Here is a 17,703-nt window from a genome sequence, read left to right as displayed (position 1 = left end):
TCGGACACCCTCGTGGCCGCCCCCGCCGCTCGCCCCGATCCCGCCGCGGCCGTCCCCTGGGGCATGCGGGTCGCCGCCGAGGCCGGCTGGCGGCTGCTCGTACTCGCGGGCACCGTCTGGGTGCTGATGCGCGTCATCAGCGCCGTGCAGCTCGTCGTCCTCGCCTTCGTGGCCGCGCTGCTCATCACCGCCCTGCTCCAGCCCACCGTGGCGCGGCTGCGGCGGTACGGGGTGCCGCGCGGGCTCGCCACCGCGCTGACCGCGACCCTCGGCTTCGTGGTCATGGGGCTCGTCGGATGGTTCGTCGTCTGGCAGGTCATGGAGAACATCGACAACCTCTCCGACCAGATCCAGGACGGCATCGACGAGTTGCAGCGCTGGCTGCTCAACAGCCCGTTCCATGTCACCGAGGACCAGATCAGGGACATCGCGAAGAGCCTGCGCGAGGCCGTCGGCGCCAACACGGACGAGATCACGTCGGCGGGCCTGGAAGGCGTCACTGTCATCGTCGAGGCCCTGACCGGCATCCTCCTCACGATGTTCTCCACGCTCTTCCTCCTCTACGACGGCAAGCGCATCTGGCAGTGGACGCTCAAGCTCGTGCCCGCGGCGGCGCGGCCCGGAGTGGCCGGGGCCGGTCCGCGTGCCTGGCGCACGCTCACGGCCTATGTCCGCGGGACGGTGATAGTGGCGTTGATCGACGCCATCTTCATCGGCCTGGGCATCTTCTTCCTGGACGTCCCGATGGCTGTCCCGCTGGCCGTCTTCATCTTCCTGTTCGCGTTCATCCCGCTGGTCGGTGCCGTCGTCTCGGGCGCGCTGGCGGTGGTGGTCGCGCTGGTGACGCAGGGGGTCTTCACCGCGGTCATGGCGCTGCTCGTCGTGCTCGCCGTCCAGCAGATCGAGGGCCACATCCTCCAGCCGTTCATCCTCGGCCGGGCGGTTCGGGTCCATCCGCTCGCCGTCGTCCTTTCGGTGGCGGCGGGTGGGGTGGTCGCGGGCATCGGCGGCGCGGTCGTCGCCGTCCCGCTCGTCGCCGTCACCAACACGGTGGTCGTCTACCTGCGTTCGTACTCCCAGGAGCCGGCCCTTCGTACGTCGCCGGTGCCGCGGGGGGCGACGGGGGTGGCTCCGGTACAGCCTCCGTCGGACACGTCACCTTCGTGAGGGTCGCGTCCCGTCGTCCGTGCCTGAGCCCTGCGGGTTTTGGTTCGGCCGACAGCACTGCTGTGATCCGGCCAATCTCGCCCGGAGCGGAGTGCCAACCGGCCTTCCACTTCACCGGAGTCACACGAGTCTCCCTTGTTACCTTCCCGCCCTCCCCTTCATGAGTGTGTCATTCCGCTTTTGGGGCGAATTCTGGTCAGTCGTCCTGAGCGCTGGATAAGCCCTGGAGGAAGATTTAAACCGCATCTAGAGTTACCGGGCGATCACAAGTTGAGAGCAGTCCCTGACTTACACCACATTGCTTGGCCGCCCTCTTCCCTCTCCATCCATGAGGTGGACCGTTTTCCGAGGTCGAAGAATGGCGGCCGAGCGGTGTACTGCTGCGCCCGTGAACGCAATCGCTCATCCCGCTGGAAGGTGCTCATCCTAGATGCTTAGACCCAAAGCAATCCTGCGTGCGGTTGTCGCGACCGTAGCTCTGGCCGCCGGTGTTCTGACCGCACCGCAGGCCGTCGCAGCAGACAAGCCGGAAGTGTCGATCTCGAAGGACGCCGACGCCGCGACCCGAGCCATAGCCCGGGCCGACTCGGCTGCCACCGCAGCCGCGGCCACCGTCTGTGGCACTGGGTACACGCTACAGAAGGCGGTCCCGCTGCCCGTCGGGACGGACCCCGGAGAGCGCCTGGCCACCTTGTTCTCGTACGGGAACAGCGGAAAGGGGTGCGCAATCCTCGACAACAATTTCGGTAGCTCACAGTACATGTATCTCAGTGTTTGCAAGGTGGGCGGCACCGCCTGTGACACCGACTCCGGCAACTTCAGCCAGTACGCGGGCCCGGTGTACGTCTCCAGCTTCGCCTGCGCCCCGGTCACCGCCAAGATGGGGCGGACTTCCAGCAGCCTGTACATCGACTACAAGTCGAGCTACGTATTCCCTTGCGGCTAAGGGCGGGCAATTCTCGGAATTCCGTGCACTCTTCACACCTCGTGACGGCGGTGACGCTGACGGCGTCCCGCCGGATGGTGTAGCGCGGATCTTGGACCCCAGGGGTGGGGCCGCCATCGCGCACTCTCGACAAGAAAAGCCGGTTGGCGCGAGAGACGGCACGATGGCTCGGCCTTCCGCAGCACGAAACGCCGAACCGCCCATCATTCCTCGGGCCGGCGACTCTTCCTGGCCCGTGCTTCCAGGCGTGCGTGAACCGACGGCCGAGGAGACACCCCGGTACGGGCGATTCGCTGGCATGCCGCGACCTCGGCAATCGGTGTACACCCGTCCGGCCCCGTGTGCCTCTCCCCGCCGCGTCCGAAACCGTCCACCACCTGCCTGACCGCGATTGACAGGAGCCCCACATGGCCGACGAGATGGTGCGCAAAGCGCAGCAGTTCATCAACGGCGCCTATGGAGGAAAGCTCGGCATCGACCGCATACCCGAGACTGGGGTGACGGGCTGGAACATGATGTTCGCCCTCACTCGGGCACTCCAGTACGAACTCGGCATCACGAGTCTGTCGGACACCTTCGGTCCCACCACGCTCTCGACGCTCACGTCGAAGTACCCGGCTCTCAACAGCGGTACGGTGCCGTCCCAGAACTTCACCAAGATCATACAATCCGCCCTGTACTGCAAGGGCTACGACGGCGGTGACATCGACGGGACGTACAACTCCCGTGTGGTGGACTCGATCATCCTGCTGAAGAAGAACATGGGCGTGGACTTCGCCTACCCCGGCGGCAACCTGGTGCCGAAGGTCTTCAAGGGCCTGCTCAACATGGACGCCTACGTCACCGTCAACGGAGGCTCGGAGACTATCCGGGCCGTCCAGAGATGGCTGAACGGTTCGTACGTCAACCGAAGAGACTTTTTCGTCATCCCGGCCGACGGCAACCACTCGCGTGACGTCGCCAAGTCGATGCTGTTCGCCGTCCAGTACGAGCTGGGCATGGCCGACGGTACGGCCAACGGTGTGTTCGGGCCGGGCACTCAGAGCGGGCTGAAGTCCCACACCGTCGCCACCGGCGACTCCAACACGTTCGTCAGGCTGTTCTCCGCCGCCATGGTCCTCAACCACCGGCCCGTGGACTTCGTCTCCACCTTCACGAGCGGCCTCGCCTCGGCCGTCTCCACCTTCCAGTCGTTCGCGAAGCTCCCCGTCACCGGTAAGGGCGACTTCTCGACGTGGGCCTCGCTTCTGATCTCGTACGGCGACCAGTCCCGCAACGGTGAGGCCTGCGACGGTGTCACCCTGATCACCCCGGCGCGTGCGGCCACGCTGAAGGCGCAGGGCATCAAGTACGTGGGCCGCTATCTCACCCAGCCGGACCCGACCCCGCCCGACGACCTGAAGCACAAGGAGATCCAGCCCGGCGAGCTCAAGACCATCGCCGACAACGGACTGCGCTGCTTCCCGATCTACCAGACGTACGGGCGGGAGGCCGACGGCTTCACCTATCCCCTGGGACGTGCGGCCGGGCAGGCCGCGATCAACGCGGCCCTGGACCACGGCTTCAAGGCGGGTACCCGGATTTTCTGGGCCGTGGACTTCGACGCCCTCGACGAGGAAGTCACCAGCAACGTCCTGCCGCACTTCAAGGGCATCGCGGATGCGGTCGCCGACGACGGCAGCCGGTTCGAGATCGGCATCTACGGGCCGCGCAACGTGTGCACCCGAGTCGCCGAGGCAGGCCACTCCACGGCGTCGTTCGTCTGCGACATGTCGTCCGGCTTCTCCGGCAACTTCGGGTACCCGCTGCCGGCCGACTGGGCGTACGACCAGATCGTCACCCGCACCGTCGGCTCCGGGGACGGGTCGATCAACATCGACATCAACATCGCCTCGGGGCGCGACACCGGACAGAACTCGTTCAACCCGCCCCGTACTCCTCTCCCGGACACCAGCCTCGACTCGGACCTCATCGCGGCCATGAGGACGGATGTCGGCAAGTACATGGAGTCGATCGGCTTCCCCAACGACGGTGGTCTCAGATCGCATACGCACGAGGAGTGCTTCCGGAGGGTCGTACTCGAGTGGGACTCGGTCACCACCCTGCTCGCCTACCGGTACAAGATGCGAAAGGCCCTCATCCAGACGACCGCGTACTGGGAGATGCGGCACATCGACGCGGTCGACCTGAGCGTGGACCAGGCAGTCTCCACCACGTTCAACACGACCGGGTATTTCAAGGACAGCTCCACCGGCATCGCCCAGATCTTCGGCAACACCGCCCTTTTGGCATGGAATCACGCCGTTCGGAAGGGCTACGCGGAGGGCACCATCCGTGGCACCAGCGACGAGGACAAGTACAACATCTGGGACGATTGCCGGTACGACGAGCAATTCGCCATGTCCACGGTCCCCTTGATCCATATGTGGAACGCGGACGGGGCCCCGGGCAACGTCATAGAAGAGGAACCTCTCCGTCCCATGCGCCTGGACTACACGGAGAGTGAGATATTCCAGATCCTGCGCCGGTACCAGGGATCGGCGGACTCGGAAGCGACGCCCCACGCCAAGCAACGGACGGCGCTCTACCAGATCATGGAGAAGTACAACTCCATCGCCCGAAACAGCTGACAGGCTCCTCACCATGCTGGTAGTAGACGCTTCTGGTGACCTCTATATCGGTCTCGTGCTCTTTCTGAGCGCGGCCGGCGTCGTTGTCACGCCATGGCTCGCCATCCGTGGAGTGCTCTTGCTGTTCCGTGACGGCGGAAAGCGGGATGCGCAGAGAGTCGTCAAGGGTGCTGCTGCTCTGGCATGGGCCTGCGTAGTCGGTATGTATGGCTGGGGCATGCTTCATCTCCTGATGCTGGATGAAAGCAACCAAGCCCTGGAATGTGCAGAGAGATTGAGGTCGGAGCAGGTCAAGTCCGTCGTCGGTTACGAGTATTCCTTCCTTCCGCTGCAATTCAGGTGTCGTGTCACGGGCGGGCAGACGTACAACGCCGTCGTGCCGGGTTACGTGAATTCCGTGGCAGGGGTCCTCGGGGTGACTGCCGCCGCTCTGACATACGTTGCGCGCCCCAAAAACTGGTACGAGGAGACGAAGAAGTGACCCTGAACATCTCTCGCCGCGCCGCCTTGCGACGTGTCGCGTTCGTAGCGGCCGGCGTTGCAGTCGGCTCACAGGTTCTGTCCCTTCCCGCCCGTGCGGCGGACAAGGACCCCGAGCCGGACAAGGTCCGTGAGGCGATACGGAGAGCACAGGAGCGCAACAAGCGAGTCCTGACAGGCACCCCCTCGAAGAACGGGTGGGAGATGGAGAAGACCGTGGACAGCCACGGCCACATCTACACCAGACCGGTCCCCGCCACCCCGCTCGACGGCGTCCAGGTGCGGATGGCGGAGGTCGAGACCGTCCTCGTTCACGTGATCCGGCGCTTCCACTACGAGATCGACACCCTCCGCAAGGGCGAGGTGCTCGGCTGGCGGAAGCCGGGTTCCGTGCGGAAGGGGCTGGCGGAGTCCAACCTGGCGTCCGGCACCGCGGTGCGGATCCGGCCCGGCTCCTATCCGACCGGGGCGCACGGCGGCTTCTATCCCATGGAGGAGCTGGCGATCCGGGACATCCTCGCCGACTGCGAGGGCGTGGTCCGCTGGGGCGGCGACGACGGCAGGCCGGACGAGTCGCTGTTCTACGTCGACGTGCCGCCGGGCGACGAGCGGCTCACCAAGGTCGCGGAGAAGCTTCGCCACTGGGCTTACACGCCCGGCAAGGGCGCGGGCGTCCTCGTCGACCCCCTCCAGGCCCAACGCCGCAAGGCCGCCAAGCGGCTGGCCGGGCAGCAGAGCTAGGTCGGCAGGGCGGGAGAGCCGGGTCGGCAGGGCGGGAGAGCCGGGTCGGCAGAGCGAGGAGGGGCGGGGCCGGACCCTGCCTTCCGTTCCGCCTCCGGAACCGAGGAACCGAGTCCGGCGCGAGGCGCGCGCCGGGCGTCATCTCCCGGCGGGCGCCTCGCCGTTGAGACGCCGGGGGAGCGCCGGACCGTTGTGAACGGGGCCGATGGCGAAAGTCGGCGTGGCTACTCCGCCAGTACCGCCTCCGAGTCCAGGGTGACTCCCACCGCCTGGACGACCGCCGCGATCTTGAACGCCTCCTGGATCGTCTCCCGGTCGACACCGGCCTTGCGGAGCACCTGTTCGTGGGAGTCGAGACACTCCCCGCACCCATTGATCGCGGACACGGCCAACGACCACAGCTCGAAGTCGACCTTCTCCACACCCCGGTTGCCGATCACGTTCATACGGAGACCGGCCCGCAGGGTTCCGTACTCCGGGTCGGAGAGCAGATGCCGCGTGCGGTGGAAGACGTTGTTCATCGCCATGACCGCCGCGGCGGACTTGGCCGCGGTGTACGCCTCGGGCGAGAGCTTCGCGTTGGCCTCCTCCTCCAGTTCGCGGAGGACACGGGGAGACCGGGAGGCGATGGCGCAGACGAGTACCGTCCCCCACAGCTGCTGCTGCGTCAGCTCGGAGTTGCCGAGCACCGAACCGAGGTTCAGCCGCAGGTCCTTGGCGTAGTCCGGAATCGCGGACTTCAGCGCGTCTAGCGACATGGTTCACTCACCGGCCGGCGGTTCGAAGGCGGGCGGACGGTCACCTACGGCGAGCATGGGGCTCCTCTTGGGTGACGGAAAAGGCCGCTTTGAGGCCTTCCGTGCGGGTTGGACGCTGCCAAGACTGCCATGGAGCAACTGGCCGGTGAAATAGGCTAAGTCGGGGCAAGTCGGGTAATGGCACCGGCAACGGCTGCGCCCCTCCCTCTCGGGGGCGCAGCCGTTGGGGCGTGCCGACAGGCGCGTTACTCCGTACGCAGCCCGTCCGGGCGCATCAGCCGCAGCAGCGGCGGCACGCTGAGCGCCGTCACCACGAGGACGACCGCCGAGCCGATGCCCGTCATGGCCAGGACGCTCACCCAGTCGACGGTCACCTTGGTGTCCGTCATCTTCAGCAGGACCGTGCCCAGGGTGAGGCCCACCACCGAGGCGAGGAGCAGGCCGAGGGCGACCGGGATCGCGGTCTGCCACAGCACCGACAGGCTCAGGGTGCGGCGCCGGGTGCCGAAGGCGACGAGGACCGACAGGAGCTTCTTGCGCTCGCGCAACTGCTCCAGCTGTGAGACGAGCAGGCTCGCCCCGATGAGCGCGAGAACACAGGCCGCGCCGACGAACAGTCCGGTGCGGATGGAACCGAAGGTCTCGGAGCGCTCGCTCGCCGAGTACGACCAGGGGCTCGCGAGCGGGTCCACCTTCGCCGCGGCGTTGCGCACGAGTTCACGCACGTCCGGGACCGCCATGTCGAGCTGGAGGTAGATCTGCCCGTCGAGGGTCGAGGTCGCCGCGGTGGGCAGCGCGCTCGGGGTGAACAGGAAACCGCCCCGCTCCCAGCCCTTCGGGTCGTTGCGCGTGCCGGCCTTCTTGATGTCCCGCGGCACCGTCCAGGCGACCTCCTTGCCCTTCTCGGACTCGCTGTAGGAGGGGTCGATGTAGAGCTTCTGGCCGGCTGCGGCGAGCTCCGGGGTGTCCGTGTCGTACTCGGCGCCGTGTACGGCGAAGACGTCGCCCTCACGGCACGAGGGCAGCTTCGCCACCTCGCGCAGGGAGGCGCAGTCGCCGACGGTCAGCCCCGCGGACTTCTCGGGGTCCTTCCTGCCCGCGCCCAGCCATCCGTCGGAGAGCGCCATGGCCTCGCGCACACCGCGGGTATCGGCGAGGGCCTGCCGGGCCTCGGCGAGTGGGGCGGTCCTCGGTACGGACATCTGCATCTGGGCGCGCGAGAGGTCGTTGCCGGTGGACTCCGTGTAGCCGCTCTGGACTCCGGAGAACAGCATCTGCAGGGCGATCGCGCCGGCCACCGCCACCGCGATGCCGTTCACCATGCGGGCCGCCGTACCGCTGCTCAACTGGAGCCTGCGGACCGCCAGTTGCCAGGAGACGGAGCCCGAGTTCAGCCGGGCCACGACGGCCTCCACGACCCACGGCAGCAGCGCGGTGATGCCGACGAGGAGCAGGATGACGCCACCGGCCACCATGTACTCGTTGAAGTTCCCGTTCTCGGTGCCCTTCCCGATCATCGGGACGAGCAGCCCGACACCGCCCAGCGGCAGCAGCAGCCGCCACCACAGGCGGCGTCGCGCGGGCCTGGCCGTGCGCACCACGCCGAGCGGCTCGATGACCACACCGCGCAGGGCGAGCAGCGTCACCGCGACCGCGGCCGCCGGGACGGCGACGGCGATCAGGACGGCGAGTACGGGCGTCGGGTTGAGGTAGCTCGGGAAGACGCTGAAGCCGAAGACCTCGACGGAGCCCGCGATCTGACGGCCGATCAGGAAGAAGCCGGTGCCGAAGAGCAGCCCGAGCACCGCGCCGGAGAGCGCCTCGCCCGCGGCGATCCGGCGGGTCATGCGGCTGTCGGCGCCGACCAGCCGCAGCGCCGCGAGCCTGCGGTCGCGCCGCTCGCCGCCGAAGCGTACGGCCGCGGCGATGAAGACGCCGACGGGCATCAGCAGCACCACGAAGACCGTCAGGACGAGCAGCAGCAGGACCGGGTCCATTTCCTCCGAAGGCGCCTCCTCCCCCTGGAAGGTGTTGATGCGCGTGATGTTGGGGCCGTCGCCGTACCGGGCCAGGTTGTCGCTGCCCGAGTAGAAGGCGAGTTCGGCCGAACCGATGAGGCCCGGCTCGCTGATCGTCCCGGTGATCCGCTCCGGCAGCCGCTCACGCAGCAGCTTGGCGTCCTTGGACTCCAGCAGCTCCTTGAGCGCGGGCGACACGACCATCTCGCCGGGCGCGGGGAACTCCTTCAACCCCGGCGGCAGCGGTGCCCGCAGACCCTCTGGTTCCAGCTGGCGACCGCGGACGTCCCGGCCGCGGAACTCGGTGCCGACGTCCGCGACGAGCACCGTGTTGTCGGCCTTGGGCGGCTCGTCCACGCCGATCGTGACGTCCATACGCGCGTGCTCGCGGTCGGACCGGGCCTGCATCGCGTTCGGTATCGCGGTGGTGAGCAGCAGCAGCGCCACGCCGAGACCCACGCCCACGCCCGTGAGCAGCACGCGCACCCAGCCCTCGCGGCCGCCGGTGAACGCGAACTTGGCGCCCATGGCGAGGTCTTTCGACCACTGGCGTGCACTCATACGACGCGCTCCATGTCCCGGGACTTGCCGTCGCGTACGACGATCTCGCGGTCCGAGTAGGCGGCGACGCGGGCCTCGTGGGTGACGAGGACGACGGCGGCGTTGGCGGAGCGGGCGGCGTCGGTGAGCAGTTCCATCACGCGTTCGCCGTTGAGGGAGTCGAGGGCGCCGGTGGGCTCGTCGGCGAACAGCACGCGCGGGTCGGTGACCAGGGCGCGGGCGACGGCGACGCGCTGGCCCTGGCCGCCGGAGACCTCGCCGGGCCGCTTGGCCTTGAGGTCGTCGACCTCCAGCTGCTCCATCCGGGCCAGGGCGGTGCGCTCGGCGTCCTTGCGGGAGGCGCCGTTCAGGCGCAGCGGCAGTGCCACGTTCTCCACGCAGGTCAGCTCCGGTACGAGCTGGCCGAACTGGAAGACGAAGCCGAACTGGGAGCGGCGCAGCGCGCTGCGCTGGGCGTCGTTCATCGTCGCCATCTCCTGGCCGCCGTACATGATCGAGCCCGAGTCGGGCGTCACGATGCCGGCGAGGCAGTGCAGGAGGGTCGACTTGCCGGAGCCCGAGGGGCCCATCACGGCGACGACCTCGCCGGGGTGGATGTTGAACCCGGCGCCGTCCAAGGCGTTGGTGGGGCCGTAGGCCTTGCGCAGGTCGTGGGCCACGAGCAGGGAGCCTGCGGGGGTCATCGAGTCACCGCCTCTGCGAGCTTGCCGAGGCGCGCGGCGGTGAGTTCCAGCCAGCGCAGGTCGGCTTCGAGATGGAAGAGTGCGTGGTCACAGATCAGCTGGTCGGCGAGATCGCCCTTGCGCTTGCGGTCGGTGAGCATCCGCATCATGCGCAGGTGCTCCGCGCGCTGGGTGTCGAGGATCCCGGACGCGTCGCGGTGCGTCAGGAGGGCGAGGACGACCTTCGTGTAGAGGGTCGACTGGAGGTACGGCTCCGGCTTCTCCGGTGTGGCGAGCCACCGCTGGACGTCGGTGACGCCCGCCTCGGTGATCGCGTACCGCTTGCGCTCGGGGCCGTCGCCCGCCTCTATCCCGTCGACCTCCACGAGGCCGTTCTTCAGCAGCCGGGACATCGTCGAATAGACCTGGCCGTAGTGGAGCGGCCGGTCGTGACCGAACTTCTCGTCGAAGGCCCGCTTCAGGTCGTAACCGTGGCGGGGCCCGGACTCCAGGAGCCCTAGGAGCGTGTGACCGATGGACATGCGGAGCACTGTACACAGGGCGTATACACCGCGTGTATACGCACCGTGGATAGCCGCGTTCGAGGCGTACGGGTCCGCAGGTCAGGCTTGATTGTCACGGTTCTGTTACTGGGGTGGCGGGTGGGGGTGGCGGGGCTCCGCCCCCGAACCCCACCGCGCAGTTCCCCGCGCCCCTTTTGGGGGCGCGGGGAACTGCGCGACCAGCCACAGCGGACCCGCACGCACATCTGAGCCGCGGCAGCCCCCGGCGGGCACCTACTCCTCGGCTTCCCCGGAAGCGGGAGGCCGGCCACGGCGAGGTATCGGTCCGGCCCCGCCCGGCAGGCGGCCCGTCTCCGCCAGAGCCCTCCGCAGCAGGAACTCGATCTGCGCGTTGGCGGAGCGCAACTCGTCGCCGGCCCACCGCGCAAGCGCCTCGTACACGAGCGGATCCAGCCGCAACAGCACCTGCTTGCGCTGCTGCGGCCGCCGCTGGGGGGAAGGCCCCTCGGAAGGTGAGGTCACTGGTAGAGGGACCCCGTGTTGAGGACGGGCTGCGGGGCGCGGTCGCCGCACAGGACCACCAGCAGGTTCGAGACCATCGCCGCCTTCCGCTCGGAGTCCAGCTCGACGATGTCCCTCCCCCAGCCTCGAACAGCCTCGGCCGGGGGGACCCCCATGGTGATCCGGGCGAGCGCGTCCTCGACCATGCCGACCGCACCGTCCACGATCTGCCGCCGCGCGGCGACGACCGCACCCGCCTGCTGCCGCTGGAGCATCGCCGAGGCGATCTCGGGGGCGTACGCGAGATGCGTGAAGCGGGACTCGATGATCTGGACACCCGCGGCCTCCACGCGCGCGTGCAGTTCGACGGCGAGCTTCTCGGTGATCTCCTCCGCGTTGCCCCGCAGCGACAGACCGTCCTCGTCATGGGCGTCGTACGGGTACTCGATGGCGATGTGCCGCACGGCCGCCTCGGTCTGGGTGGCGACGAACTCCAGGAAGTCGTCCACCTCGAAGCTCGCCTGGGCGGTGTCCTCGACCTTCCACACCACGACCGCGGCGAGCTCGATCGGGTTGCCGTAGGCGTCGTTGACCTTGAGAACGGCCGTCTCGTGGTTGCGCACCCGCGTCGAGATCTTCGTACGGGACGAATGGGGGTCCCCCCGCTCGAGCGAAGCCGAGAGTGGGGGAGGGTTCACCCAGCGCAGGCCGTCCTCGCGGATCGTCCCCCGGTAGCGGCCGAAGAGCTGGACGACGCGGGCCTCGCCCGGCGCCACCATGTTCAGACCGCACATGGCGATGAAGGCCGCGAGGCCGATCAGGATGCCGAACACGATCAGCGCGGCCTTGCCGCCGGTGGACTCCACCGCGGTGGCGCTGACGATCGTTGCGGCGCCCGCCAGCAGTCCGACCAGCCCGAGCAGCAGCGCGAGCCCGCCGCCGATGCTGTGCGCGACGGACTCCCGGACGCGCGGTGCGGGCATCTCGGGTACGTCGGCGGTGTGTGGAGTGTCGTGCGTGGACATGGGTGATCCCCCGTTTCGTGGTGCGGTTTCGCGGTGCTGCGGCTCGTCGTGCGAGCCCTTAGCTTGGGTCTATCTAAGTGATATCACTTTACCCGCCACAGCAACCTTCTACTCATCCGAATCGTCGGTTCCATAGGGACAGGTCGGGACAGGTGCTGATTGTCACGTCCGCAAAAGACGGGATCGACCGTCCTATGTCCCCACGCGCGGTGTTAGTTTGCTGAGCTGACCTGAGCTGTGAACCTGTGAGACACGAGAGACGGAAGCGGAGCGGATCGGACCCATGGGACGAGCGGAAGAGAGACGAGCGCGGCAGCGCGGTGGCCACCGCGCCGCGCCGAAGCGCTCGTCCAGAGCCGGCGCCACGGGTGGTGCCAAGGCAGGCGGGAAGAGTGGCATACGTCGCTTCTTCACCTGGAGGAAGCTCCTCGGTACGTTCTTCGGCCTCTGTCTGCTCGGGATGGCGGCCTTTGTTGCTCTGTACCTGATGATCGACGTTCCCAAGGGCAACGCCGCCGCGGTCCAGCAGAGCAACATCTACAAGTACAGCGACGGCAAGACGCTCGCCCGCGACGGCGACGTGAACCGCGAGCTCGTCGACCTGGACCAGGTCTCCAAGGGCGTCCGGATGACCTTCGTCGCCGCCGAGAACAAGTCCTTCTACGAGGACGCCGGCGTCGACTTCAAGGGCACGGCCCGCGGTCTGCTCAACACCCTCTCCGGCAAGGGCAAGCAGGGTGGTTCGACGATCACCCAGCAGTACGTCAAGAACTACTACCTGACGCAGGACCAGACCGTCACGCGCAAGCTGAAGGAACTGGTCATCTCCCTGAAGGTGGACCGCCAGGAGTCCAAGGACGACATCCTCGCGGGCTACATCAACACCAGCTACTACGGCCGCAACTCATGGGGCATCCAGGCCGCCGCGCAGGCGTACTACCGCGTCGACGCGGACGAGCTCTCGGTCGCGCAGGGCGCGTATCTCGCCGCGCTGCTCCAGGCGCCCAGCCAGTACGACTGGGCGGTCGCGAGCGACACCGGCAAGAAGCTGGTCAAGGACCGCTGGAACTACGTCCTGGACAACATGGTCGAGGAGGGCTGGCTGAGCTCCGCCAAGCGCGACGGCATGACGTTCCCCGTGCCGAAGGACCCCAAGGGCGCGCCCGGTCTGCAGGGCCAGGCCGGCTACCTGGTGGAGGCCGCCGACAACTCGCTGATGAAGCAGCTCGTCGCGCAGGGCACGGCCGCCGACATGGAGGAGGCCGCGACCATGGTCAAGGCCGGCGGCTGGACCATCACCCTGAACATCGACAAGAAGAAGCAGGAGCAGCTGGAGAAGGCCGTCAAGAGCCAGCTGACCAGCAAGCTGGACGCCGAGAAGCGGGACATCGACGCCGACGTCCAGGCCGGTGCCGTGTCCGTCGACCCGAAGACCGGCAGGGTCCTCGCGATGTACGGCGGCGTGGACTACGTGAAGCACTACACGAACAACGCGACGCGCCGCGACTACCAGCCCGCCTCCACCTTCAAGCCGCTGATCCTGGCCGCGGCCGTCGACAAGGACGCCGAGACACAGGACGGCACGCCGGTCACGGCGAAGACCATCTACGACGGCACCAGCAAGCGTCCCGTCGTCGACGACGGCAAGAAGGTCGGCTTCGCCCCGCCGAACGAGGACGACGTCGACTACGGAGACGTCACCGTCCAGACCGCGATGAACAAGTCCATCAACTCCGTGTTCGCCCAGCTGGGCGTCGACGTCGGCATGGACCAGGTCATGAAGACCGCGGGCGCCCTCGGCATGGACGTCGAGGGCGCCAAGCCGGTGCCCGCCCAGACCCTCGGCACGATGGGCGCGAGCCCGCTGGAGATGGCGGGCGTCTACGCGACGCTCGACAACCACGGCAAGAAGGTCACGCCGGCCCTCGTGAAGTCGGTCGAGCACAAGGACCGGGCGGTCAAGTTCCCGGACCCGATCGGCGACCAGGTCATCAGCCCCGAGGCCGCCGACACGGTCACCTCGGTGCTGACCGGCGTGGTCGACGACGGTACGGCCAAGACGTCCGTGCGCGACAACCCGGCCCGTGACGGCCAGCAGGTCGCGGGCAAGACCGGTACGTCCGACTGCAACAAGTCGGCCTGGTTCAGCGGCTACACGCCCAAGCTCGTCACCTCGGTGGGTGTCTTCGGCGAGGCGGCCAAGGCGGGCACCACCCGCTGCGGCAAGGACAAGCCGGTGAAGGTCAAGGCGTTCAGCCAGGTCACGCTGCAGGGCGCGGCCGGCGGTGGCCGGGTCAACGGCGGTGGCTTCCCGGCCCAGATATGGGCGACGTACACCTTCGGCGTGATGGGCGGTGTCTCCAAGTTCGACCTGGACACCGACCAGGGCGCGGCCGTCCAGCCGACGATCACGCCTACGGCCACTCAGCCGTCGACGACCCCGTCCGACGATCCGACCACCGAGGATCCGACGACGAAGCCGCCGACCACCAGCCCGCCGGCGGAGAGCAGCCCCGAGGAGACCCCGACCGAGAGCGAGGATCCTCCGACGCCGACCACCAGCGCACCGTCGCCACCGGACGGCATAGAACTACCGACGGACCCGGACGACCCACAGTCGGATCCGTAACCGGTGGCTACGACGCAGCCCCGCGCCCTGCAAGGGGCGCGGGGCTGTGACATGTGCGGCTCCGCCGCGTGGGCGCGGCCGGCCACGACCGGCCCGCAGTTCCCCACCGGCATCGCAGTAACGCCCTCAGTCCCCGTTGACCGAGTGGGCGATCCGGTCGCCGATCTCCTTGTCGATGTTCCGCCAGTACTGCAGCGCGCGCTCCAGCACGGGCCGGGACACATCGGCCCGCAGATGCCCGCTGACGTTCGACACCAGCCGCTCACGCTGGTCGTCGTCGAGGACCTGCCGGACCATCGTGCCCGCCTGCCCCCAGTCGTCGTCCTCCCGGTGCAGCTTGTACGCCTCGCGCACCAGCTCCCCGGCGGTCTGCCAGCTCGCCGGGTCGCCGAACTGCCCGTAGTCGGCCGCGGGTCCGCCGTACGAGTTGGGCGCGTACGGGCGGGCCGCGTTGGACGCCTCGTACCGCATCGGGCCGTCCTTGGCGTACGAGTTGACCGGTGAGTGCGGCCGGTTGGGCGGCAGCTGCGCGTAGTTGGGGCCGATCCGGTACCGGTGGGTGTCCGGGTACGAGAACAGCCGGCCCAGCAGCATCTTGTCCGGCGAGGGGCCGATGCCCGGCACCAGGTTGGACGGCTCGAAGGCGGCCTGCTCGATGTGGATGAAGTAGTCCTCGGGGTTCCTGTCGAGGGTCATCCGGCCGACGTCGATGAGCGGGTAGTCGCCGTGCGGCCAGACCTTCGTCAGGTCGAACGGGTTGAACCGGTAGTCCGCCGCGTCCTCGAACGGCATGATCTGGACCTTGAGCGTCCAGCTCGGCGCGTTCCCGGACTCGATCGACTCGTACAGGTCCCGGCGGTGCTTGTCCGCGTCCGAACCGGCGAGTTCGTCGGCCTCGTCCTGTGTGAGGAAGTCGATGCCCTGGTCGGTCTTGAAGTGGTACTTCACCCAGAACCGCTCACCGGCGCCGTTGATCCACATGTAGGTGTGGGACGAGTAGCCGTTCATGTGGCGGTACGTCTTCGGGATGCCTCGGTCGCCCATCAGCCAGGTCACCTGGTGCGCCGACTCGGGCGAGAGCGTCCAGAAGTCCCACTGCATGTCGTTGCTGCGCAGCCCGGTCGCCGGGTGGCGCTTCTGCGAGCGGATGAAGTCCTGGAACTTGATCGTGTCACGGACGAAGAAGACCGGCGTGTTGTTGCCCACCAGGTCGTAATTGCCGTGCTCGGTATAGAACTTGAGCGCGAAGCCGCGGGGGTCGCGCCAGGTGTCGGGCGAGCCCTGCTCGCCGGCGACGGTCGAGAAGCGCGCCAGCATCTCCGTGCGCTTCCCGGGCTGGAACAGATCGGCCTTGGTGAACTGGCTGACGTCATTGGTCACTTCGAAGAATCCGTACGCGCCACTTCCCTTGGCGTGCACCACCCGCTCGGGGACCCGCTCCCGGTTGAACTGGGCCATCTTCTCGATGAGGTAGTGGTCCTGGAGCAGGATCGGGCCGTCGGGACCGACGGTGAGCGAGTGTTCGTCGCTCTCCACCGGAATTCCGACGTTGTTCGTGGTGTACGGAGCCTTCTGGGGTGTCTGCGTCACGAGCGTCCTCCCGTCAAGAAGAGAGTCGTCAGGTCGCTTCCGCCACCCCAGCAGTCAACTCCGCCGACGGGATGTCGGCAACATTTGGACGCGGTCCAATTCCGGTTCGGGTCTCACCTGGCTGCCGGGGGGCGTCTCCCGTGGGTACCCCTCGATCAGGGATCGACTCGGCCGTGGTCCGACTCAGCCGTGGTTGAGCTCGAACCAGACCACCTTTCCCGTGCTGAGCCGGGTCGCGCCCCACCGTCTGGCCAGTTTGTTCACCAGGTAGAGCCCGCGGCCGCCCTCGTCCGTGGCGCGCGCCTGCCGCAGCCGCGGCAACTGCGGCACGTCGTCACCGACCTCGCAGCGCAGCACGTCCGTACGGAGCAGACGCAGCGTGACCGGCCGTGACGTGTAGCGCACGGCGTTCGTCACGACCTCGCTGACGAGCAGCTCCAGGGAGTCCGTGAGCTCCTCCAGACCCCAACGGGAGAGCGCCTTGCGGGCCAGCCTGCGGGCCCGGCCGGGCGCGGCGTCCTCGGGGTCCAGATGCCAGAACGCGACGTCGCTCGGCGCGATCCCGTCGAAGCGGGCGGCGAGCAGCGCGATGTCGTCGTCCCGGTCGCCCGGGCCGAGCATGTCGAGCACCTCGTCGCACAGGGCCTCGAGGGGCGGCGGATGGTCGGCGCCGGTCAGCTGCGCGGTGGCGGCGAGTTTCTCGCGCAGCTGTTCTATACCGGTCCACACGTCACGCAGCCGCGACTCGACCAGGCCGTCGGTGTAGAGCAGCAGGGTGGCGCCGGCGGGCGCGTCCAGCTCGACCGCCTCGAAATCCACCCCGCCCACACCGATCGGGGCACCCGGCGGTACGCGCAGGACCTCGGCCCGGCCGCCCAGGTGGAGCAGGACGGGCGGGGGATGGCCCGCGTTGGCGATGGTGATGCGGTGCGCGACCGGGTCGTACACCGCGTACAGGCAGGTCGCCATGCGGTCGGTGCCGAGGCGCTGGGCCTGTTCGTCCAGGTGGTGCAGAACCTCCTGCGGGGGCAGGTCGAGCCCCGCGAGGGTCTGTGCGGTCGTCCGCAGCTGGCCCATGATCGCGGCCGAGGTCATGGAGTGGCCCATGACGTCACCGACGACGAGGGCGACGCGGCTGCCGGGCAGCGGGATCGCGTCGTACCAGTCGCCGCCGACCCGGGCGGTCTCCGCGGCCGGGAGATACCGGGACGCCAGCCGCACGCCGGTCGGGCGCGGCAGCGTCTCGGGCAGCATCGTGCGCTGCAGCTCGTCCGCGATGTACGCCTCGCGCCCGTACAGCACGGCCTTGTCGATGCCGAGCGCGCTGTGCGTGGCGAGCTGGGCCGCGACGAGCAGATCGTCGGTCTCGAAGGCCGGCCGGTCCGGGCGGCGCAGGAACAGCGCGGCGCCGATGACGCGGCGGCGGCCGCGCAGCGGGGCGAGGATCGCCCGCTGGCCGCCGGGCACGGTC

The 17,703-nt window shown here is 68.3% G+C and carries 14 protein-coding genes; 6 read left to right on the top strand and 8 right to left on the bottom strand.

What is annotated here, in order from left to right:
* From O3Q52_RS28655 to O3Q52_RS28635, 5 genes are all read left to right on the top strand, one after another.
* Positions 1 to 1,167: AI-2E family transporter (locus O3Q52_RS28655; RefSeq protein ID WP_269651588.1), on the top strand; the 1,167-nt coding region annotated here is incomplete at its 5' end.
* Positions 1,168 to 1,597: 430 nt separating this feature from the next.
* Positions 1,598 to 2,113, top strand: a complete 516-nt coding sequence (locus O3Q52_RS28650) for a hypothetical protein (protein ID WP_269651587.1) — start codon at positions 1,598 to 1,600, stop codon at positions 2,111 to 2,113.
* Between the two features lie 407 nt (positions 2,114 to 2,520).
* Positions 2,521 to 4,743, top strand: a complete 2,223-nt coding sequence (locus O3Q52_RS28645) for a glycoside hydrolase domain-containing protein (protein ID WP_269651586.1) — start codon at positions 2,521 to 2,523, stop codon at positions 4,741 to 4,743.
* Between the two features lie 13 nt (positions 4,744 to 4,756).
* Complete coding sequence (locus O3Q52_RS28640) at positions 4,757 to 5,224, top strand: hypothetical protein (RefSeq protein WP_269651585.1); 468 nt, start codon at positions 4,757 to 4,759, stop codon at positions 5,222 to 5,224.
* A complete protein-coding gene (locus O3Q52_RS28635) occupies positions 5,221 to 5,964 on the top strand; it encodes a hypothetical protein (RefSeq protein WP_269651584.1) in 744 nt (247 codons plus the stop codon). The genes O3Q52_RS28640 and O3Q52_RS28635 overlap by 4 nt, the downstream gene beginning before the upstream one ends.
* Before the next feature lie 224 nt (positions 5,965 to 6,188).
* Here O3Q52_RS28635 and O3Q52_RS28630 read toward each other — a convergent pair whose 3' ends face one another.
* From O3Q52_RS28630 to O3Q52_RS28605, 6 genes are all read right to left on the bottom strand, one after another.
* The gene (locus O3Q52_RS28630; protein ID WP_269651583.1) at positions 6,189 to 6,722 is read right to left on the bottom strand and encodes an alkyl hydroperoxide reductase; all 534 of its coding nucleotides are present in this window, start codon (positions 6,720 to 6,722) and stop codon (positions 6,189 to 6,191) included.
* Between the two features lie 245 nt (positions 6,723 to 6,967).
* Complete coding sequence (locus O3Q52_RS28625; protein WP_269651582.1) at positions 6,968 to 9,301, bottom strand: ABC transporter permease; 2,334 nt, start codon at positions 9,299 to 9,301, stop codon at positions 6,968 to 6,970.
* Complete coding sequence (locus O3Q52_RS28620) at positions 9,298 to 9,984, bottom strand: ABC transporter ATP-binding protein (protein ID WP_055616377.1); 687 nt, start codon at positions 9,982 to 9,984, stop codon at positions 9,298 to 9,300. Before O3Q52_RS28620 ends, O3Q52_RS28625 begins: the two co-directional genes overlap by 4 nt.
* Entirely contained in the window at positions 9,981 to 10,505 is a 525-nt protein-coding gene (locus O3Q52_RS28615) for a PadR family transcriptional regulator (RefSeq protein WP_143636691.1), read from the bottom strand. Before O3Q52_RS28615 ends, O3Q52_RS28620 begins: the two co-directional genes overlap by 4 nt.
* A gap of 255 nt (positions 10,506 to 10,760) precedes the next feature.
* Positions 10,761 to 11,009, bottom strand: a complete 249-nt coding sequence (locus O3Q52_RS28610; protein WP_269651581.1) for a hypothetical protein — start codon at positions 11,007 to 11,009, stop codon at positions 10,761 to 10,763.
* Positions 11,006 to 12,013, bottom strand: coding sequence for an SPFH domain-containing protein (locus O3Q52_RS28605; RefSeq protein WP_269651580.1), 1,008 nt, complete (start codon positions 12,011 to 12,013; stop codon positions 11,006 to 11,008). Before O3Q52_RS28605 ends, O3Q52_RS28610 begins: the two co-directional genes overlap by 4 nt.
* Before the next feature lie 283 nt (positions 12,014 to 12,296).
* Between O3Q52_RS28605 and O3Q52_RS28600 the strand changes: the two genes are divergently transcribed.
* Entirely contained in the window at positions 12,297 to 14,642 is a 2,346-nt protein-coding gene (locus tag O3Q52_RS28600; protein WP_269651579.1) for a transglycosylase domain-containing protein, read from the top strand.
* 126 nt (positions 14,643 to 14,768) lie between these two features.
* Here O3Q52_RS28600 and O3Q52_RS28595 read toward each other — a convergent pair whose 3' ends face one another.
* Positions 14,769 to 16,232: a catalase gene (locus O3Q52_RS28595; RefSeq protein ID WP_269651578.1), complete on the bottom strand. Its 1,464-nt coding sequence runs from the start codon at positions 16,230 to 16,232 to the stop codon at positions 14,769 to 14,771.
* Between the two features lie 183 nt (positions 16,233 to 16,415).
* A partial coding sequence (locus O3Q52_RS28590) for an ATP-binding SpoIIE family protein phosphatase (RefSeq protein ID WP_269651577.1) occupies positions 16,416 to 17,703 on the bottom strand: 1,288 nt, incomplete at its 5' end.

This window comes from Streptomyces sp. ActVer (assembly GCF_027270795.1).
GTDB lineage: Bacteria > Actinomycetota > Actinomycetes > Streptomycetales > Streptomycetaceae > Streptomyces > Streptomyces umbrinus_A.
This window is presented reverse-complemented; position numbering and strand designations above follow the sequence as displayed.